This is a genomic window from Mesorhizobium sp. P2_A12, assembly GCF_056405075.1.
Window position 1 is genome coordinate 793,797 of sequence record NZ_JBFUCU010000001.1, and the last position, 20,098, is coordinate 813,894.

Sequence of the window (20,098 nt, forward strand, 5' to 3'; positions counted from 1 at the left end):
TCTTCTGGATTCCCGCCGAGCCTGTCAAGCGATCAGGACCTCAACTGGAGCCCGCCGCCATGCCATCGACGATCAGAACCACCACGCTGCCTTCCGGCGAAGCCGTTCAGGTGCTTGGTCAGGGCACGTGGAAAATGGGCGAGGATATCCGTCGCCGCGCCGATGAGGTCAACGCCCTCAAGCTTGGCCTCGACCTTGGCATCACGCTCATCGATACCGCCGAAATGTATGCCAGCGGCGGTGCCGAGGAGGTAGTCGCCGAGGCCATCGCCGGGCGCCGCGACGAAACCTTCCTGGTTTCGAAAGTGCTGCCGTCAAACGCTTCGCGCGCCGGCGTGCAGCGCGCCTGCGAAAACAGCCTGAAGCGCCTGCGCACCGACCGGATCGATCTCTATCTGCTGCATTGGCCGGGCAGCGTGCCGCTGGCCGAAACCGTCGCGGCCTTCGAGGCGCTGAAAGCGGCGGGCAAGATCCGCCACTGGGGCGTCAGCAACTTCGACACCGACGAGATGGAAGAACTGGTCGGCTTGCCCGACGGCGGCAACGTCCAGACCAACCAGGTGCTCTATAACCTGGTCCGGCGTGGCCTCGAATTTGACCTGGCACCCTGGAGCCGCCAGCGCGGCATCCCCTTGATGGCCTATTCGCCGGTCGAGCAGGGCGCGCTGGCGCGCAATACCAGGCTCGACGTCGTCGCCGCCCGCCACAATGCGACCCCGGCGCAGATAGCCCTGGCCTGGGTGATGCACCAGGAGGGCGTCATCGCCATTCCCAAGGCCAGCAGCCAGCAGCATGTCCGCCAGAATTTTGCAGCGCTCGACATCGAACTGACGACGCAGGACATCGCCGAACTCGACCGCGCCTTTCCGCCTCCGACCCGCAAGCGCGGTCTGGAGATGATTTGACTACTTTCCCGCCAGCACCTTCAGCCGATACAGCGCCTCAAGCGCCTCGCGTGGCGTCATCTCGTCGGGGTTGATGTCGCCGAGTGCGGCGCCCAGCACGTCGCTCTTCACCGGCTTAGGCGCCTCGCGCTTCACCGCCACCGAAAACAGCGGCAGGTCGTCGACCAGACGGTTGGTCTTGCCCGAAACCTCGCCCTCTTCGAGTTGGTGCAGCACTTCCTTGGCCCGGTCGACTACCGCTTCCGGCAATCCGGCCAGCCGCGCCACCTGCACGCCATAGGAACGGTCGGCAGCACCCTTGCCGACCTCGTGCAGGAAGACGACGTCGTTTTCCCATTCCTTGACCCGCATGGTGACGTTGTGCAGCCGCGCCAGCTTGCCGGCCAGCGAGGTCATTTCGTGGAAATGGGTGGCGAAGATCGCTCGGCAGCGGTTCTTCTCGTGCAGGTATTCCACCGCCGCCCAGGCGATCGACAGGCCGTCGAACGTAGCGGTGCCGCGGCCGATCTCGTCAAGGATCACCAGCGCCCGCTCGCCGGCTTGGTTGAGGATCGCCGCCGTCTCGACCATCTCGACCATGAAGGTCGAGCGGCCGCGCGCCAGATCATCCGAGGCGCCGACACGCGAGAACAGCCGGTCGACGACGCCGATATGGGCTGACGCCGCCGGCACGAACGAGCCGGTTTGCGCCAGGATGGCGATCAGCGCGTTCTGCCGCAGGAACGTCGACTTACCGCCCATGTTGGGGCCGGTCAAAAGCCAGATCGCGCCATTCTTGGCACTGCCCTCCGGCGACAGGTCGCAATCATTGGCAACGAACGGGCCTTCGCCGGAGCGGCGCAGCGCCTGCTCGACCACCGGATGCCGGCCGCCCGAAATTTCGAAGGCGAGGCTCGAATCCACCACCGGCCGGCACCAGGCTTCGCTTTCGGACAGCAGAGCGAGCGCCGCCGACACGTCGAGCACGGCCAGCGCATCGGCGCCGGCGCGGATCTTTTCCGCTTCGCCGACCGCTTCCGCCGTCAGCGCGTCGAAGGCGGCAAGCTCGATGCCGAGTGCCCGGTCGGCGGCATTGGCGATCTTGGTCTCCAGTTCGGCGAGTTCGGTCGTCGTGAAGCGCATGGCATTGGCCATGGTCTGGCGATGGATGAAGCGCGCCTTGGCGCCGTCGCTGCCGGTCATCACCGCATGATGGTTGGCGGTCACTTCGATATAGTAGCCAAGCACATTGTTGTGCCGGATCTTCAGCGAGCGGATGCCGGTCTCGTCGATCAGCGAGCGCTCCAGACCGGCGATGACTTTTCGCGATTCGTCGCGCAGCGCCCGCATCTCGTCGAGCTCGGCATGGTAGCCGCCGCGAACGAAGCCGCCGTCACGCTTGAGCAGCGGCAGTTCATCGCCAAGCGCCTGCGTCAGGTGCTGCGTAAGCGCCCTGGGCAGCGCCTGGATGGCGCCCAGCGCCGCCGTGAGTTGCTGGGGCAGGGTAATCTCGCCGAAGATCCCGGCGATCGCCCCTGCCGCCTCGAAACCGGCGCGCAACGCGCCGAGGTCGCGCGGGCCGCCGCGGTTGAGCGCCAGCCGGGACAAAGCGCGCGGCATGTCGGCGACGCTCTTCAGGCTTGCCCGCACTGCCTGGCAAAGCCGCGTCTCCGAACGGAAGAACGACACCGAGTCCAGCCTGGCGCCGATCGCAGCCGGATCGGTCAACGGCGCCATCAGCCGGTCGGCCAGCAGCCTTGCGCCGCCGCCGGTCACCGTGCGGTCGATCGCCTTGAACAGCGAACCCTCGCGGCTGCCTGACAGCGTGCGCAGCAGTTCCAGATTGCCGCGCGTCGCCGGATCGATGAAAAGGGTCGAGCCCTGCTCCTCGCGCTCCGGTCGCGACAGCGGCGGGCGCTCGGCCTTCTGCGTCTTCTCGACATAGGCGATGGCGCCCGAGATCGCCGACAATTCGGCGCGCGAAAACGCGCCAAAGCTGTCCGGCGTCGCCACGTCGAAGAAGCGGGCGATGCGACCCGTGGCCGAGGCCGAATCGAACAGCGAGGGCGGCTGCGGATTGGCAACGCGGCCGAGCACGTCGAACACCGGTTTCAGTTCCGCATCGTAGAACACCGGCTCGGCAACGATCAGCTCGCGCGGATCGACACGGAAGATGTCGGCGAGCAGCCGGTCGGCGGTGGTCTCGGCGACGCGGAACGCCCCGGTCGAAATGTCGATCCAGGCCAAAGCAAAGGAGTGGTCCGCCCCACCTTTCACCCTTCCCAGCGCCATCAGGAAACTCGATTCCGACGGCGCCAGCAATTTGTCCTCGGTGATGGTGCCCGGCGTCACCAGCCGCACCACGTCGCGGCGCACCACCGATTTGCCGCCGCGCTTCTTCGCCTCTGCCGCATCCTCGATCTGCTCGCAGACGGCGACGCGAAAACCCTGGCCGATCAGCTTCTGCAGATAATCGTCGGCGGCATGCACCGGCACGCCGCACATTGGGATGTCGTGGCCCTGGTGCTTGCCGCGCTTGGTCAGGACGATGCCCAGCGCCCGGCTCGCCTTCTCGGCGTCGTCGAAGAACAGCTCGTAGAAATCGCCCATGCGGTAGAACAGCAGCGAATCCGGGTTCGCCGCCTTGATCTCGATGAACTGCTCCATCATCGGCGTGACGGCGGCAGCGGCTGTCGGCAAGGGCGTGATCGCCTCGGGGGCGTCCGGCTCGTTCGGGCTATGCATGTTCATGGGCGGCACGCTAGCAGATGTGGTCGCGCGGTTTAATGCCGGCGCCTCGAAAAACAGGGGACGACCGATCCGGCCAGATGCCCGCAATCGCCAGCACCAGCGCGATTCCCGAACTCTGGCGGTTTACACGCGGCAGTGCGTGGTCTTAATTCGGAACCTCACAAAGCACCCGCCCTAACGAGGTGCTGCACCGGCGAGGAAATCAAAAGCATCATGGCCAAGAAAACCGAGAACAACGGTCCGTCCGTCAGTGCGCAGGAAGCGCTCGAATTCCACGCCATGGGCCGCCCCGGCAAGCTGGAGGTTGTCGCCACCAAGCCAATGGCGACGCAGCGCGATCTGAGCCTCGCCTATTCGCCGGGCGTCGCGGTTCCCGTTCTGGCCATCGCCGAGGATCCCAGCCGCGCCTTCGACTACACGACTCGCGGCAACATGGTCGCCGTCATCTCCAACGGCACCGCCATCCTTGGCCTCGGCAATCTCGGCGCGTTGGCCTCCAAGCCGGTCATGGAAGGCAAGGCGGTGCTGTTCAAGCGCTTCGCCGATGTCGATTCCATCGACCTCGAGGTCGACACCGAGGACGCCGACGAGTTCATCAATTGCGTGCGCTTCCTCGGCCCCTCCTTCGGCGGCATCAACCTTGAAGACATCAAGGCGCCGGAGTGCTTCATCATCGAGCAGCGCCTGCGCGAACTGATGGACATTCCGGTGTTCCATGACGACCAGCACGGCACTGCCATCATCTCGGCCGCCGGCCTGATCAACGCGCTGGAGATCACCGGCCGCGATATGAAGACGACGAAGATGGTCTGCAATGGGGCGGGTGCCGCCGGCATCGCCTGCATCGAGCTGATGAAGGCGATGGGGTTTTCCCCCGACAACATCATCCTGTGCGACACCAAGGGCGTCGTCTTCCAGGGGCGCACCGAAGGCATGAACCAGTGGAAGTCGGCGCATGCGGTCAAGACCGAGGCGCGCAGCCTCGCCGAGGCGCTCGACGGCGCCGACGTTTTCCTCGGCCTCTCCGCCAAGGGCGCGCTGACCCCCGCCATGGTGCAGTCGATGGCCAAGAACCCGATCATCTTCGCCATGGCCAATCCCGACCCGGAAATCACGCCGGAGGAAGTCGCCGAAATCCGCACCGACGCCATCATGGCCACGGGCCGGTCGGACTATCCGAACCAGGTCAACAACGTGCTCGGCTTCCCCTACATCTTCCGTGGCGCGCTGGATGTGCGGGCCACCACCATCAATGACGACATGAAGATCGCCGCTGCCCGTGCGCTTGCCGAACTGGCGCGCAAGGACGTGCCCGATGACGTCGCCGCCGCCTATCAGGGCAACCGGCCGAAATTCGGCCCCAACTACATCATTCCGGTGCCGTTCGACCCGCGCCTGATCTCGGCCATCCCGCTTGCGGTGGCCAAGGCAGCGATGGACTCCGGCGTTGCCCGCAAGCCGATCCTCGATCTCGACCGCTACGCGCAGGAGCTGTCCGCCCGCCGCGATCCGATCGCCTCGACCTTGCAGCGTATCTACGATCGTGTCCGCCGCCAGCCCAAGCGCATCGTCTTTGCCGAGGGCGAGGAGGAGCAGGTGATGCGCGCCGCCGTCTCCTACGTGAACCAGCGGCTCGGCACCGCCATCCTGCTCGGCCGCGACGACGTCATCAAGGAGAACGCCAAGCACGCCGGCATCGACCTCAACAAGCAAGGCATCGAGATCATCAATGCCCGGCTGTCGCGCCGCAACGGCATCTACACCGACTATCTCTACGAGCGCATGCAGCGCAAAGGCTTCCTGTTTCGCGACTGCCAGCGGCTGATCAACAACGACCGCAACCACTTCGCCGCCTGCATGGTGGCGCTGGGCGACGCCGATGGCATCGTCACGGGTGTAACCCGCAACTATTCGACGGCACTCGACGACATCCGCCGCGTCATCGACGCCAAGCCCGGCCACCGCGTCATCGGCGTGTCGATCGTGCTGGCGCGGGGCAGGACCGTGCTGGTCGCCGACACCGCCGTGCACGACATGCCGAACGCCGAGCAGATCGCCGACATCGCCGAGGAGGCGGCAGGCTTCGCCCGCCGCATGGGCTACGAGCCGAGGCTTGCCATGCTCGCCTATTCGACCTTCGGCCATCCGCAGGGCGAGCGCTCCGAGCGCGTCCAGGAAGCCGTGCGCATCCTCGACAAGCGCCGCGTCGATTTCGAGTATGACGGCGAAATGGCCGCCGACGTCGCGCTCAATGCGCGGGCCATGGCGCAGTATCCGTTCATCCGGCTGACCGGCCCGGCCAATGTCCTGATCATGCCGGCGTTCCACTCGGCCTCGATCTCGACCAAGATGCTGCAGGAACTCGGCGGCTCGACGGTGATCGGCCCGCTGCTGGTCGGGCTGAACAAGCCGGTGCAGATCGTCTCGCTGAACGCCAAGGATTCGGACATCGTCAACATGGCGGCGATCGCGGCATATACTGCGGGGGCTTGAGCGGCGGACGAAAGCCCCGCGAACGCGTTTCGAGTGATGCTAGGCCGAGGCCCTGGTCGAGGGCCGCACCACTCCACCTGAATGTGTGCAATCGCAGGAACCCCGCGATTCAAGCCGAATTTATGGGAAAATCGCTGCGATCCATAAGATATTGATAATATCCGGTTGTTATACCAGGGAGCTGTCATCGATGTGCCAGAGGGGCATTTTGGACAGACCGGGGTGGTGACAATCATGGATTTGCAGCCGTGAAGCACGATACGATTCCCGCAACCGTGGTCGGCCAGGGGGCCTATCACGACGAGCGCCTGGACGCGCTGCTCAGCATCACCGGCCGGATGGACGGCTATCTCTACCGCTGCCGCAACGATGCGTCCTACACCATGCTCTACATCAGCGACGGCGTTCTCACCGTCAGCGGCTATCCGCCCACGGATTTCGTGCACAACGCCGTGCGCGACTACGTCTCGGCCATCCACCCGGACGACCTCGCCTCGGTCTATGCCGCCGTCGACGCCGCGCTCGAAGCGCGCTGCAACTGGAACGTCGACTATCGCATCGTGCCGAGGGCCGGCGAACCGCTTTGGGTCCGCGAGATCGGCGGCGGTGTCTGGGACGACGCCGGCGAACTCGAATTCCTGGAAGGCTTCGTCGTCGACATCAGCGACCGCAAGGTTGTCGAGGACCTCAACTCCCAACTGTTGCTGGATCTGAAGACCGCCAACGAGGAGCTATCCGCGCAAAAGCGCGAGATCGAACTGGCCAAGCAGCAGAGCGACCATTCAGCCAACCACGATCTGTTGACGGACCTGCCCAACCGGCGTGCCTTCCACAACGAACTCAAATCGGTGGTCGCCCGTTGCGGCGCCACCGGTGAGGCGGCCGGTCTTCTGTTCATCGACCTCGACCGCTTCAAGGAAGTCAACGACACGCTCGGCCATGAGGCAGGCGATGCGCTGCTGCAGCGCGTCTCGAGCCAGCTTCGCTCGATCCTTCGCAGTGCCGATTTCGTCGCCCGCCTTGGCGGTGACGAGTTCGCCTTCCTGTTCTCGGGCGCCGCCGACCTGGCACAGCACAAGGCCGTGCGCGTTGCCGAACGCATCCTGGAAAGGCTGCAGATCAAGGTTCCCACGCCGAATGGCGCCATTCAGGTCGGCTGCACCGTTGGCGTGGCCATGTATCCGGCGGAAGCCGCCGATTCCGAAGCGCTGGTCGCGCTCGCCGACCGGCTGATGTACATCGGAAAAAAGAGTGGCCGCAACCGGTTGGTCACCGCCAACGAGATGGTGCCGCAACAGCCATCGTCCGGGCCTCGTCCCTCAATCCGCAAGACTGCCTAGGCTGAAAGGCATCAACCCGGAGCGAAAACGCGCGCGGCCTCGACGACCTCCTCGATTTGATCCTGCCGCAGCAGGTCGATCGGAATGCGGCCGTCGAGCTGCGCCGAGGGGCGTGTCAGCCACAACCAGGCCAGCCTGGGATTGCTGATCAGGGACAGCACGTCATGGATGCCCGCGACCGGCCTGCCGTCGACGAACTGCGCCAGCGGGAAGACATGCTTGCGGCCGCCCTTGCGCAGGGCGATGACCTCACCCCGCCGTTGCCAGCGATGCAGGGTCGAGCGGGCGATGCGCATGTTCTCTTCCAGATAGGTCGAACCGGCGACGCGCCCGGCCCAGTCCTCGATCAGCATCGATTCGAGGTCGTCGGCGCGCGGCGGTGGGGAAGCAGGTCCATCGATATCCACGGGGGATGCCGGCGGCAGCCCAGTCGCGCCGCCTGTGCCCGCCTCGCTGCGGCGCGCGGCTTCCGCCGCCAGCGCGCGTACGAATTTCGATGCAAGGCCGGGAAGGTCGGCATGGATGGCGTCGATGGCACGCTGATGCTTCGGCGACAGCAAGGTGACAGCGGAAGCTATGCTGCCGGCGATCTTGCCGACCGAGACCATGGTGGGTCTGTTGATGGCCTCGTCATAGTGGGCAAGCGCACGTTCGACGTCCTCCGCGACCATCTCCGCGAAGTCGTCCTGCTTGATGCCGGTTGCCTGGATTTGAAATCTGTTCATACATCTGTCTCTTGGGCCGGGCGCTCCTCCCACAGCTGCGGCCGGTTGTTGAACGGCTAGAGCGGAGAGCGGAGATCGCGGCGGCAGCAGATGCAGCGGCCCGACAGCATGCTGTCTTGCATTTTGTGACACCCCAACTGACTGCAGGCGTCCCGAAATGTCAGTCCCAAGTCGCCTCGATTGCATGTAGGAGGGATGTATGACAACCGCGCGACGGTGAGAAGCGGTCCGCGCAGCGGACGAAAAGCCAATTGCTTGGCTTTTCGAGCTTCGAACGCCCTGAGCCTGCGAAGGGCCGAGCTCGACCCGGCTACTTGCGGTACAAGCGCGACTTTCAGCCCTACAGCAACCCAGCCTGTTCAGCCTCGCGGCGCAGGTTCTGGCGCGGGCGCGGGCCGATCTGCTGGATCACCAATCCGGCCGCCAGCGAGCCAAGGTCGCCGCAGGCCTTGAGGTCGCGGCCTTGTGTGTAGCCATGCAGGAAACCGGCCGCATAGAGGTCGCCGGCGCCGGTCGTGTCGACCAGTTCCTTGATCGCGGTCGCCTGGATGACCACGGTCTCGTCGCCGCGCACGATGACCGAGCCTTTTTCCGAGCGGGTCACGGCGGCGATCCGGCAATCCTTGCGAATCTGTGCCAGCGCCTCGTCGAATGACGATGTCTGGTAGAGCGACTTGATCTCGTGGCTGTTGGCAAAGACGATGTCGACGGTGCCCGACCGCATCAGGTCGAGGAACTCGTCGCGGTAGCGGTCGACGCAGAACGAATCCGAGAGTGTCATCGACACTTCGCGGCCTGCCGCGTGCGCCAGCTTCGCCGTCTGCCGGATCGCTTCCTTGGCCCGCGGCGGGTCCCACAGATAGCCCTCGAAATAGGTGACCTTGGCGCCGGAAGCCTTGTCAGCCTCGACATCCTCCGGCCCGAGTTCGATGGCGGCGCCGAGATAGGTGTTCATCGAGCGCTCGCCGTCGGGGGTGACGAAGATCATCGAGCGTGCCGTCGGCGGCTCGCCCTTGAGCGGCTTGGTGTCGAAGGCGACGCCCTGCGCATGGATGTCGTGCGCGTAGATTTGGCCCAGCGCATCGTTCGAAACCTTGCCGAAGAAGGCGGCGCGGCCGCCGAAGCTGGCGACGCCGGCCGCCGTGTTGCCGGCGCTGCCGCCAGACGCTTCGATGGCCGGGCCCATGCGGCTGTAGAGCAGTTCGGCGCGCTGGGTGTCGATGAGGTTCATCGCGCCCTTGATGATGCCGTTGGTCTCGAGGAAGTCCTCGTCGCACTGGGCGATGATGTCGACAATGGCATTGCCGATGCAAAGCACGTCATAATCCGGCATCAATGTCTCCGCCAAAAACCCGAGCCGGCTTCTTGCCATGCCCGGGCGGGTCTACAGCAAGACTCCGAAAATTGGCAACCGATTTTCTGTCGTTGCCGGCGTGACGGCGATGACCATTCCCGTGTCGAGGAAGGCGAGGAGCCGCGGTTTCTTGCAAACCGGGGTGCGTCTCCGCGACGAGGCGCTATGACAATTCGACCGTGGCCGAAGCATTTCATCGCGCGGCCGCTTACAAGGCTGGCTCAGCCGATCTTTTTTCGAAGCCGAGCCAGCCCCATGCCTCCAAAGAAAATGCCGACAACGTCCAAGCCGACAAGCAACGATATGACCGCCGACCTGGCGCTGCTCGCCGTGCTGGCGGTGCTTTGGGGCGCCTCCTACACCTTCATCAAGATCGGCGTCGAGACGATCCCGCCGGTCACCTTCATTGCCGCCCGCACACTGATCGCGGGTGGTATCCTGTTCGCCATCATCCGCTGGCGCGGGCTTGCCATGCCGGGCGATGCGGCAAGCTGGCGCCGCTTCGCCTTCCAGGCATGCCTCAACAGCGTCGTGCCGTTCACCCTGATCGCAGCCGCCGAGCGCTCCGTTGATGCTGGCCTCGCCACCATCCTCAACGCAACCTCGCCGATCTTCACCTTCCTGCTGACCGCGCTCATCACCCGCCACGAGCCGGTCACGTTGCGCAAACTGATTGGCGTCGGCGCCGGCATTGCCGGCATCTGCCTCATCATCGGCACCGAGGCGCTGGGTGGTCTCGGTCATGAGCTCTCGGCCCAGTTGGCAATCGTCGCGGCGACGATCTGCTACGCCGGTGCGGCGATCTTCGGCCGTGGCTTCAAGGGCCTCGACCCGATGCTGCCCGCCGCCGGTTCGATGCTGTGCGGCGCCATCATCCTGCTGCCGCTCAGCCTGATGGTCGACCAGCCATGGACGCTCGCGCCATCGACGGCGTCGATCCTGGCCTTGCTCGGCCTGTCGGTGTTTTCGACCGCGCTGGCCTTCGTCATCTATTTCCGCCTCATCCACACGCTGGGCTCGGTCGGCACCACCTCGCAAGCCTATCTGCGCGTGCCGATCGGCGTCGGCATCGGCGCCGTCTTCCTCGGCGAAAGCCTCGGCCCGACGGCATGGCTGGGAATGGGTTTTGTCGTCGCAGGCGTCGCAGCCATGACCATCCCGGTTCGAAAGCCGGCGCTCGCGCGATAAAGCAGCTCCAGGAAAAGTGTGAAGCGGTTTTCCGCCCGGAACTTGCCTCAAAACAAAGGGAGACCCCTGCGCTTGTGGCGGGCGGGCGCGCCGCCTATCTCCGGACGATCCGTTCGACGTGAGGTTGGAAGCACCGTGATCTCTGACGCCGCCCGAGCCGCCGCCGGCCAGCTGTTCTCGCCTGAATTCCGTTCGGTGTTCATCAAGACACTCGGGCTGACCTTGCTGGCGTTGGTGGCCTTATGGTTCGGCCTCACCAGCCTTGTCGAATGGCTGGCCCTGCCGTGGCTCCAAACGCTGTTGCCCGGCATGCCGTCCTGGGCCGGCTGGCTGGGCGGCATCATCGCCGCCATCGCTCTTGCCTTCGGCATGGCGTTGCTCATCGCCCCGGTCACGGCGATTGTCGCCGGCCTTTTCCTCGACGACATCGCGGAAGTCGTCGAACGCACCGACTATCCCGGCGACCCGGCCGGACGCGCCATGCCGGCGCTGCGCTCGCTGGTCTTGTCAGCCAGGTTCTTGGGCGTCGTCATCCTCGGCAACATCGTCGCCCTGCTGCTACTCCTGGTGCCGGGCGTCAACATTGCCGCCTTCTTCATCGTCAACGGCTATCTGCTCGGGCGTGAGTTCTTCGAATTCGCCGCCATGCGCTTTCGCCCGGAAGAAGAGGCCAGGGCCTTGCGCAGGCACTATGCCGGCACGGTGTTCCTCGCCGGGCTGGTCATATCAGCCTTCCTCGCCGTGCCGCTACTCAACCTGGTGACGCCGCTTTTTGCCGCCGCCATGATGGTGCATCTGCACAAGGCGATCAGCGGACGGGAAGCGTCTCGCGTCTCGCGGGGGTGAGTTCTGTTCAGCGCAACAGGAATCCGCGCCCCAACTCATCGTCGGCTTCGACGATGAATTCCGCTCGCCCGGAATAGTAGGCGCGGCCACCGACGCGGGCGATGATTGCTTCGTGCGGGCCAGCCTTCGCCGTCCGCGCCACGGCCCCGGAAAAGCGCGAGCCGGCGATGCTTTCGAAGGTGCGCGTCTGCCCGATGTCGATCTCGCCCTTGGCATGCATGGCCGCCAGCCGGGCGGTGACGCCGGAGCCGGTCGGCGAGCGGTCGACCTCGGCCTCGGCAAAGACGCAGATGTTTTTGGTCGCGTCGCCGGAAAACGCGTCGCGGCCATCGGTCAGGATTGTGCCGTAAAGGAAAGCAAGGTCGGCATGGTCGGGATGCGACAGCGGCAATTCGGCCTTGAGCCTGTTGGTCAGCGCCGTCGCCGCATCGACGAAATCGCGCACCCGGTCGCGGCCGAATTCCAGACCGAACTGGTGACAGTCGGCCAGTGCGTAGAAGGCGCCGCCATAGGCGATGTCGAAGCCGATCGAGCCATAGCCCGGCAACTCGATCGTCTGCCGGCCGGCGAACAGGAATGCCGGAACGCTTTCGAACGACACCGCACCGGCTTTGCCATCCGTGACCTCCACCGCAGCGACAATCAATCCGCATGGCGCCTCGATGTTGACGGTCGTCATCGGCTCGCGTTTCGTCACCAGCCCTTCGTCGACGGCGTAGCGGCCGAGCGCGACGATGGCGTGGCCGCACATGGTCGAATAGCCTTCATTGTGCATGAACAGCACGGCGAGATCGGCGCCGGGCAGGTCCGGCTCGACCAGCAAGGCGCCATACATGTCATAATGGCCGCGCGGCTCGAACATCAAAATCTTGCGCAAATGATCGAGATGGTCGCGCACATAGGCGCGCTTTTCCAGGATGGTGCCCTTCGGGATATCCGGATAGCCGCCGGTGACGATCCTGAGCGGCTCGCCGCCCGTATGCATGTCGACGACAGTCAGCGTCATGCGACAGGCCTCTTAATCTGGGGATTTGCCGAACAAGGCCTGCAATTTGCCGAACGGCATGGCGGCGCGGGTGAAGCCGAACGTGCCGTCCTGCTGGATCTCGCGTGCCGCCGTCTCCAGCATGCCATAAGCGAAATTGGTCAGCCATGGCCCAAGCGAAATGCGTTTGACGCCGGCAGTGGCGAGATCGGCGACGGTGAAGCCCGGCCTCGCCATGACGTTGACAGGCTTGCTGACCGCCGAGCAGATCGTGCGGACCGTCTCGATATCGGCGATGCCTGGCGCATAGAGCACGTCGGCGCCGGCCTTCTCGAAGGCCTGCAGTCGCTTGATGGTGTCGTCGAGATCGGACTTGCCCCACAGAAAGTTCTCGGCCCGAGCGGTGAAGACGAAATCGCGCTTCAACGCCCGCGCCGCCTCCACGGCCGCAGCGACGCGCTCGACGGCGTGCGAGAAATCATAGATAGGCTTGTCCGGATCGCCGGTGTGGTCCTCGATCGAGCAGCCGGCAAGGCCTGCCGCTTCCGCCGCGAAGATAGTTTCGGCGGCACGCTCTGCACTGTCGCCCTTGCCTCTCTCGAGGTCGGCCGAGACCGGCAGGCTGGTTGCCGCGGTCACGTCGCGGCAATGATGGATCATCGCCTCGAAGGTCACGGCGCCGTCCGGCAGCCCACGCGAAAAGGCAAAGCCGGCGCTGGTCGTCGCCAGCGCCTTGAAGCCGAAAGAATCCAGCAGCTTCGTCGTGCCGACATCCCAGGGATTGGGCATGACGAAGGTCGAGGCATGCAGGTCACGAAAGATCTTGCCCTTGTCCATGGTAATTCCCCCATCATGTGCGGCGCGGCGGAGAGGATTTTATCCTGCCCTCCCTGGCCGGGCAAACGAATGCCATTGGTTCAGAAGCGTTTGGCGTTCTCTCCTGCCAATTTTTCCAGCGCGTCGGAATCCTTGGCGTAGTGCGAGGCCTTGGTGTCCCAGTGATAGGTGACGGAAATGTCCTGCGACGCAGCCGCGGGCGGCGCGTCATCGCAGCTTTCACCGTTCGGCACTGTCGCATCGGTCACCGTCACCTTGATGGCGGTATAAGGCTGGCCGTCGGCGATGGTCTGGAAGGCCACGTCCTGCTTGCGACTGTAGCTGCACAGGTTTTCATCGAACGCATAGATCATGTCGATCAGTTCGAATTTGTCGCCGCGGACCATGATCAGCGGCGTGGCCACATAGTTCTGGTTCGAATTGAAATGCGCGCTCATGGTGATGAGGATGTCATCGTTGGCGCTGACGGAAAGCTTGCCGGGTTCGCGGAAATAGGTGCCACGGTCGACCGCGACATTGACAGCGTCGAGCAGCTTTGGCTTGGCCGAAGTATCGTACAGCGCCAGCACCGCATAGCCTTCGGCACTGTCCGGAGAATCGCCGAGGTCGAACAGCATCGTCACCCGGTCGTTCCCGCCAGCCTTGATGGCCAGCACCGCGGCATTGGAAAAGCCGGATGTCTCGGGCGGCGAACCGCCGCTGTCCGGTCCCTCGATGTGGCGCATGTCGATCGGCAGCCCACCCTTGTAGAAGCCGTCCTTGTCCACTGCCAGATCCGGGATGACCATCCTCGCCAGGTCGAGATAGGTGATATCCTTGTGGCCGGGCAGCGCGCTGCCGAGTTCCGGGAAGCTGACGGCTTGCGCGCCGGCGGCTGTCCAGAGAAATGGCAGCAGCGTCAAGGCGAGGATGAAGCGAAGCAGAGGGAATTTCATACGTGGCTCCGAATTGGCGGCGCCACGCTAGAGTATGATCCCGAAAAGTGGAACCAGGTTTTCGGCAAAGATCATGCTCAAACAAACAGATAGAGCCCATCCCGACTCTATCGGGATGGAACAGGCTCTAGCACGGCCAATCGAGGCGTACAGCCGTGCGCTGAAGGTCAGGTCAGTGGATCGGCACCAGCCCGGCAAGCTCGCGCATGTCGTTGAACAGGATGCCGCCGGCCTGGATCAGGCCGTCGCGGTCGGAATAGGGGTCGCCATGATAGGAAAACACCCGCATGCCGGCGGCAATGCCGGCTTGCGTGCCGGCGACGCTGTCCTCGATGACGACGCAGTCGGCGGGCGCGAAGCCCATCGTCCTGGCCGCATGCAGGAACAGGTCGGGGAATGGCTTGCCGCGCGCGACCATGGTCGAGCTGAACATCGCGTGTTCGAACAGCGACAACAGCCCGGTCTGGCCGAGCGTGATGTGCATCTTCGACACCCTGGCCGAGGTGGCGACGCAATAGGCGATGCCGGCTGAGCGCACGGCTTCGACAAACTCGCGGACGTAAGGGATCGCCTCGACCCCGTGGGCGAACAGGTCCGGCAGGCCGGCATTCCAGCGGTCGACGAAATCGGCGCCGAGTCTGACGCTGGTTTCCTCTTCGATCTGTTTTTGCACCGACGCCATGCTGCGGCCGGAGAAATTCTTGCGGCAATATTCGAAGCTCGTCGGATAGCCTGCAGCATTCAGCCATTCGGCGAGGTGTCGATTGGCGAGGTTCTCGGTATCGACCAGGATCCCGTCGCAGTCGAAGATAACGAGTTTCGGCAGGAGTTCAGGCATCAGGCGGTGCCGGTCGATCCGAACCCGCCCGAACCACGCGCCGTGCCGCCAGCCAGGCTGCGCTCTTCCACGGCCGCCTGCGTCACCGCCGCGAAAACGATCTGGGCGATGCGCATGCCGCGCGTCACCGCGAAATCCTCGTCGCCGAGATTGATCAGCAGCACCTTCACCTCGCCGCGATAGTCGCTGTCGATGGTGCCGGGCGTGTTGAGGACGGTAAGACCATGTTTGAAAGCAAGGCCGGAGCGTGGCCGGACCTGGCCTTCCATGCCTTCGGGAATTTCCAGGATCAGCCCGGTCGGCACCAGTGCGCGTTTTCCAGGCAGGATCAGCAGCGGCCGGTCGTCGGGCACCGCGGCGCGCAGATCCATGCCGGCCGCGCCGGGGCTTTCATAGGCGGGGAGGGGAAGTCCTTCACCATGCGGCAACCTGACGAAGCCGACGGTCGGACCGATGACGGAGGGATTTTGAAGGGCTGCGCGCATAAAATCGATCCTATCGGCGCGAACGGCGATTCAGTCAACTCAGGTCTAGCGCTATCAACGGCTTTCTTTCGGGCATCACTATGGCCTCGGCATCCAGGTCAGTCCGGGATCACCTGAATCCGAGCAGACCTAGCGCAGTTCCATTGGAACCACGGTGGTCTCCTTGATCTCCTCCATCACGAAGGAGGCCGAAACGTCCGACAGCGCCACCTTGGCGATCAGCCGCTGGTAGAGCCGGTCATAGGCCTTCACGTCGGCGACCCGGGCGCGCAGCACATAGTCGAGGTCGCCCGACATGCGATAGACGCCGATGATCTCGGGAAAGCCGGTCACCGCCGCCCGGAACTTCTGCAGCCAGTCCGGGTCGTGGTTGGACGTGCGGATCAGGATGAACACCGAGAGGCCAAGCCCGAGCTTTTCGGCATCGACCAGCGCCACGCGGCCGATGATGACGCCATCCTCCTCAAGCCGCTTCACCCGACGCCAGCAGGCATTGCGCGACAAGGCCACCCGTTCCGACAGCTGGTCGACCGACAGCGTGCCGTCGCGTTGCAGTTCGGTGAGCAATTTTCGGTCGATTTCGTCGATTTCCAGCGCCATGTGGGATATTTGTCCCATGGAGTGGCCAAATACAAGGACATTTTGAGACCGATGAACCAGCGAAGCGTGTCAAGATACTCACATCAGGAACACCAAGCGCTGAAAGGGGAACAGCATGTCGCTCGCAAAGATATTCACCTCTCATCCGTCCAAGGTCGGCGAAACCTATTTCGGCCATATGGCCTTTGCCGCCTGGTTCTCGTCGCGGTTGCTGATGGCGGCGGGTGCCGCGCTCGTTCACGCTTTCTTGCCATTTCTGTTCGAGACTACCGCCAGCCGAATCGTCCGCGAGCTTTACGAGCGGACACACAACAGGGGCTCGCACGGGACCAAGGAGCCAGCGGCTCTCATGGATCGTGCCTAGAGGACGACATAAGCGATGTGCCGGTGGGCGGCCTATCTCGGTGAAGCGGTCTTTCTCGAAGACATCCTCACGGCGCCCTGTCACTCGTTGATTGCCCAGAGCCATTGCGCCCAGGAAGCGAAATCGCCGACCAATGGCGACGGCTTCGGCCTTGCCTGGTATGGCGACCGGCCGGAGCCGGGTCACTACCGCGACATCCTGCCGGCTTGGTCCGACCCCAATCTGAAGAGCCTGTGCCGGCAGATCAGGTCGGGCCTGTTCCTGGCGCATGTGCGGGCCTCGACCGGCGGCGCCACCAGCCGCATGAACTGCCATCCGTTCATTTCGGAGCGCTGGTCGTTCATGCACAACGGCCAGATCGGCGGCTTCGAGAAGATCCGCCGGGCGCTGGAAAACTCGCTGTCCGACGCCGTCTTCGACCAGCGCGAAGGCACCACCGATTCCGAATTGTTTTTCCTGCTGATGATCGACGAAGGATTGGCCACCGATCCGCAAGGCGCCGTCTCGCGCGCCACCAGCCGCGTGCTTGAAGCCTCGCGCCGGGCCGGCCTCGAGCCGGCGCTGAAACTCACCGCCGCCTTCTCCGACGGCCAGGCGCTGCACGCGGTTCGCTACGCCACCGACGCCCACGCCCCGACGCTCTACACCTCCGTTTTCCGCAAAGGCGGCGGCCGCTGCATTGTTTCCGAGCCGTTCGATCGCGAGGGCGGCGACTGGCAGGCGATCCCGCCATCGAGCTTCGTCACCATGACCAGGGATGGTATCGCCATCCGTCCGTTTGCTCCGGCCAACGCGAAGCTGGCACTGGCCGTGTAGGCTTTCGGCTTTCCAATTTTGCCGGCTTTCCAATTTTGCGGCAACCTCGCGTTCCTTCGCGCCCCCCTCTGACCTGCCGGACATCTCCCCCCCGCGGTGCAATTCCGATCAAGTGCAGTCCGAACTCAAATGCTCAACTCAGCTTGAAGTCGTGCCGCTGTCCGCCATCTAGACCGGACACGCGCAGCCAAGCCGGAGCAGTGATCTTGGACATCGTCTTTTCCTCAACCGTCGCACTGGCCGCCGCGATCGCCACTCGAAAAGTCTCCGCAGTGGAGGCGCTCGACGCCCATCTGGTGCAGATCGAAAGCCACAATGGGACGGTCAACGCCGTCATCTCGCTCGACCAGGAGTGCGCCCGCCAGCGCGCAAGAAAAGCCGACGCAGCACTGGCGCGCGGCGAGGCGCTTGGGCCGTTGCATGGCGTCCCGTTCACACTGAAGGACATGCACAAAACGGCAGGCATGAAGACCACAGTCGGCTTTCCTGCCTTCGCCGATTATGTCGCCAAGCAGGACAGCCCGGTCGTTGCCAGGCTGAAGGCAGCCGGCGGCGTGCTAATGGCCAAGACCAATGTCGCGACCATGCTGGGAGACTGGCAGTCGGACAATCCGTTGTTCGGCCGCACCGGCAATCCGTGGAACCTACAGCGCACCGCGGGCGGCTCCAGCGGCGGCGCGGCGGCAGCGCTTTGTTCAGGGATGACACCGTTCGAGGTCGGCTCCGACATGCAGGATTCGATCCGGCTGCCGGCCGCTTTCTGCGGTGTCTATGGGCTCAAACCGACCGAGCACCGCGTCTCGCTGGCCGGCGCCTTCCCCGATCCGGGAGGTGGCGCGCGCAGCGTGCGGCTGATGTCATGTCTTGGCCCGCTGGCGCGCAGCGCGAACGATCTGGCCTTGATCTACCAAATCATTGCCGGCCCCGATGGAAGCGACACCGATCTTACGGCGGTGCCGGTCGAGGGCATGCCGAAGCTCGACCCCAAGACATTGCGCATTGCCTTCGCACCGTCCTTTCCAGGGTTTCCGGTGGCCGGCGAGATCCGCGCCGCGGTCGAAAGTCTCGCAAGGCAGCTGCAATCGGCAGGGGCGATCGTCGAGGAAGCGAAACTGCCCAAGCTCGATCTGCACGACGATCTCGCGCAAGGCGGCGCACTGATCGGCATGATGATGGAGGCTGCGCAGCCGGAGCTGCCGGAAGAACCGACACCGGTCTCGCGCTGGTTCGAGGCAGTCGCCCGCCGCGAAAAATCCATTCTCGCCTGGGACCAGTTCTTCGAAAACTGGGATGCGCTGCTTTGCCCGGTCGCGATGACCACGGCCTTCCCGCATTGCACGCCGGGCTCGCCGATCCAGGTCGACGGCAAGCAGCAGAGCTACTGGATGCTGCCGGCCTATGGCGCCCTGTTCAACTACAGCGGCCATCCGGCACTTTCGCTGCCGTGCGGACAGGACAGCGACGGCTTGCCGATCGGCTTGCAACTGGTCGGCAAGCGCTGGTCGGAGTCGCGGCTGCTCGGCGTCGCCAAGGCAATCGAGCCATTGACCGGCGGCTTTCGCCGTCCGCCCGGCTATTGAGCGAAGCGCGACAACCTGTAGGGCGCCAGCAACGGGTCGCGCTCGCCGTCGAGGATTTCGCGGGTGGCGAACAGGCCGACGGCCGGCGCCAGCGTGATGCCTGAATGCATGACGGCGACATAGAGGCCGTCCATGCCCTCGGCGCGGCCGATGATCGGAAAACCGTCGATCGGCGTCGGCCGGTAGCCGACGGTGTGGAAATCCAGCTCCAGTCTGTCACCGCCGCGCAGCATGGCTTTCAGGGCCGCAAACAGGTCGCGGGCGGTGACTTCGGCATCCATGCCCGGGTCGGCGCCGCCAAAATCCGAGCCGGCGATGATGCGGCCCTCCGCCGTCTGGCGCATGTGCAGCCGCTCGGCCAGCACCAGCCCGTTGAGCAGTTTTGTATAAGGCCGCGAATGGACGATCAACCCGGGCGGCGTCTCGATCGGCAGGTTGATCCCGGCTGTCGCGGCGATAGCCGGTGAGCCGACGCCGGCCGCGATCACCACCTCGTCGGCGGCCATCAGGCCATGCGATGTATCAATGCCGGTGATCTGGCCGCCGGTCTGGACCAGCGCCGTCACCGTGCTGAAGATGATCCGCGCGCCGCGCCGTTCCGCGTCCGCCAGCAGCGCCTTGGTGGAGGCCACCGGCTCGGCGACACCCTCTTCTGCGACATGCAAGGCGACGTCCGGGAGTTCGGCGAGATTGGGCTCGATGCGCGCCACGCCAGCGCGGTCGACGCGCTTGATGCCGTAGCCCCAGGCGGAGTGCTGGGCGGCGTAGGTTTCCATTGCAGCCGCCGACAGGTCCCAGCACAGGCCGCCGCACCAACTGAGCGGAATTTCAGGTAGGTCCCGCGCCAGCCGCGTCCATTCGGCCATCGCGCGGGTCCGCAGCCGGAAATACGGCTCCGGGGTGCCCCAGCTTGCATTTATCCAGGCAAACGAATTCGGTGTTGCGACGCCGCCGGCGGCGCTGTCGGCAATGACCGTCACCTGTGCCCCTGCCTTGGTCAGATGCCAGGCGATGGAGGCACCGATGATGCCGGCGCCGATGACAATCACCTGTTTCGCCACGGTCATGCTTGCTCCT

At 64.6% G+C, this 20,098-nt stretch carries 18 protein-coding genes; 8 read left to right on the plus strand and 10 right to left on the minus strand.

From position 1 onward, the window contains the following. Positions 1-59: 59 nt before the first annotated feature. A complete protein-coding gene (locus AC1DZU_RS03765; protein ID WP_477281840.1) occupies positions 60-905 on the plus strand; it encodes an aldo/keto reductase in 846 nt (281 codons plus the stop codon). Here AC1DZU_RS03765 and mutS read toward each other — a convergent pair whose 3' ends face one another. Then, entirely contained in the window at positions 906-3,635 is a 2,730-nt protein-coding gene (mutS, locus tag AC1DZU_RS03770; protein WP_477281842.1) for a DNA mismatch repair protein MutS, read from the minus strand. It abuts the gene before it with no gap. A gap of 213 nt (positions 3,636-3,848) precedes the next feature. On the opposite strand from mutS, the gene AC1DZU_RS03775 reads away from it, so the two are divergent. Together AC1DZU_RS03775 and AC1DZU_RS03780 are read left to right on the plus strand one after the other, a co-directional pair. Continuing rightward, positions 3,849-6,128 carry an NADP-dependent malic enzyme gene (locus AC1DZU_RS03775; protein WP_477281844.1) on the plus strand — a complete coding sequence of 760 codons (2,280 nt, stop codon included), beginning with the start codon at positions 3,849-3,851 and terminating at the stop codon, positions 6,126-6,128. A gap of 248 nt (positions 6,129-6,376) precedes the next feature. Continuing rightward, the gene (locus AC1DZU_RS03780; RefSeq protein ID WP_477281846.1) at positions 6,377-7,468 is read left to right on the plus strand and encodes a GGDEF domain-containing protein; all 1,092 of its coding nucleotides are present in this window, start codon (positions 6,377-6,379) and stop codon (positions 7,466-7,468) included. Between the two features lie 11 nt (positions 7,469-7,479). On the opposite strand, the gene AC1DZU_RS03785 is transcribed toward AC1DZU_RS03780, so the two are convergent. Both AC1DZU_RS03785 and AC1DZU_RS03790 read right to left on the minus strand, forming a co-directional pair. Next, positions 7,480-8,193: an antitoxin Xre/MbcA/ParS-like domain-containing protein gene (locus AC1DZU_RS03785; RefSeq protein ID WP_477281848.1), complete on the minus strand. Its 714-nt coding sequence runs from the start codon at positions 8,191-8,193 to the stop codon at positions 7,480-7,482. A gap of 340 nt (positions 8,194-8,533) precedes the next feature. Then, positions 8,534-9,526, minus strand: a complete 993-nt coding sequence (locus tag AC1DZU_RS03790; RefSeq protein WP_477281850.1) for an adenosine kinase — start codon at positions 9,524-9,526, stop codon at positions 8,534-8,536. A 324-nt stretch (positions 9,527-9,850) separates the two neighbouring features. Between AC1DZU_RS03790 and AC1DZU_RS03795 the strand changes: the two genes are divergently transcribed. Together AC1DZU_RS03795 and AC1DZU_RS03800 are read left to right on the plus strand one after the other, a co-directional pair. Beyond that, complete coding sequence (locus AC1DZU_RS03795; protein WP_477281852.1) at positions 9,851-10,735, plus strand: EamA family transporter; 885 nt, start codon at positions 9,851-9,853, stop codon at positions 10,733-10,735. A 135-nt stretch (positions 10,736-10,870) separates the two neighbouring features. Continuing rightward, the gene (locus AC1DZU_RS03800; protein ID WP_477281854.1) at positions 10,871-11,581 is read left to right on the plus strand and encodes a sulfate transporter family protein; all 711 of its coding nucleotides are present in this window, start codon (positions 10,871-10,873) and stop codon (positions 11,579-11,581) included. A gap of 7 nt (positions 11,582-11,588) precedes the next feature. Here the strand turns inward: AC1DZU_RS03800 and AC1DZU_RS03805 are convergent, their stop codons facing one another. The 6 genes from AC1DZU_RS03805 to AC1DZU_RS03830 form a co-directional block, all read right to left on the minus strand. Then, on the minus strand, positions 11,589-12,587 hold the full coding sequence (locus AC1DZU_RS03805) for a proline racemase family protein (RefSeq protein WP_477281856.1): 999 nt from the start codon (positions 12,585-12,587) through the stop codon (positions 11,589-11,591). Between the two features lie 12 nt (positions 12,588-12,599). Beyond that, positions 12,600-13,403 carry an isocitrate lyase/PEP mutase family protein gene (locus AC1DZU_RS03810; RefSeq protein ID WP_477281858.1) on the minus strand — a complete coding sequence of 268 codons (804 nt, stop codon included), beginning with the start codon at positions 13,401-13,403 and terminating at the stop codon, positions 12,600-12,602. A gap of 80 nt (positions 13,404-13,483) precedes the next feature. After that, entirely contained in the window at positions 13,484-14,338 is an 855-nt protein-coding gene (locus AC1DZU_RS03815; protein WP_477281860.1) for a hypothetical protein, read from the minus strand. A 172-nt stretch (positions 14,339-14,510) separates the two neighbouring features. Then, complete coding sequence (locus tag AC1DZU_RS03820) at positions 14,511-15,176, minus strand: HAD family hydrolase (RefSeq protein WP_477281862.1); 666 nt, start codon at positions 15,174-15,176, stop codon at positions 14,511-14,513. Continuing rightward, a complete protein-coding gene (gene dut / locus AC1DZU_RS03825; protein ID WP_477225252.1) occupies positions 15,176-15,661 on the minus strand; it encodes a dUTP diphosphatase in 486 nt (161 codons plus the stop codon). The genes AC1DZU_RS03820 and dut overlap by 1 nt, the downstream gene beginning before the upstream one ends. 129 nt (positions 15,662-15,790) lie before the next feature. Next, positions 15,791-16,261: an Lrp/AsnC family transcriptional regulator gene (locus tag AC1DZU_RS03830; protein ID WP_477282224.1), complete on the minus strand. Its 471-nt coding sequence runs from the start codon at positions 16,259-16,261 to the stop codon at positions 15,791-15,793. A 115-nt stretch (positions 16,262-16,376) separates the two neighbouring features. Here AC1DZU_RS03830 and AC1DZU_RS03835 point away from each other — a divergent pair, with 115 nt between their 5' ends. From AC1DZU_RS03835 to AC1DZU_RS03845, 3 genes are all read left to right on the plus strand, one after another. Beyond that, entirely contained in the window at positions 16,377-16,625 is a 249-nt protein-coding gene (locus AC1DZU_RS03835; protein ID WP_477281865.1) for a DUF6356 family protein, read from the plus strand. A gap of 15 nt (positions 16,626-16,640) precedes the next feature. Continuing rightward, complete coding sequence (locus tag AC1DZU_RS03840; RefSeq protein ID WP_477281867.1) at positions 16,641-17,441, plus strand: class II glutamine amidotransferase; 801 nt, start codon at positions 16,641-16,643, stop codon at positions 17,439-17,441. 206 nt (positions 17,442-17,647) lie between these two features. Beyond that, positions 17,648-19,021: an amidase gene (locus AC1DZU_RS03845; RefSeq protein ID WP_477281868.1), complete on the plus strand. Its 1,374-nt coding sequence runs from the start codon at positions 17,648-17,650 to the stop codon at positions 19,019-19,021. Here AC1DZU_RS03845 and AC1DZU_RS03850 read toward each other — a convergent pair. Then, on the minus strand, positions 19,015-20,088 hold the full coding sequence (locus AC1DZU_RS03850) for an NAD(P)/FAD-dependent oxidoreductase (RefSeq protein WP_477281870.1): 1,074 nt from the start codon (positions 20,086-20,088) through the stop codon (positions 19,015-19,017). The genes AC1DZU_RS03845 and AC1DZU_RS03850 overlap by 7 nt on opposite strands. Positions 20,089-20,098 lie beyond the last annotated feature (10 nt).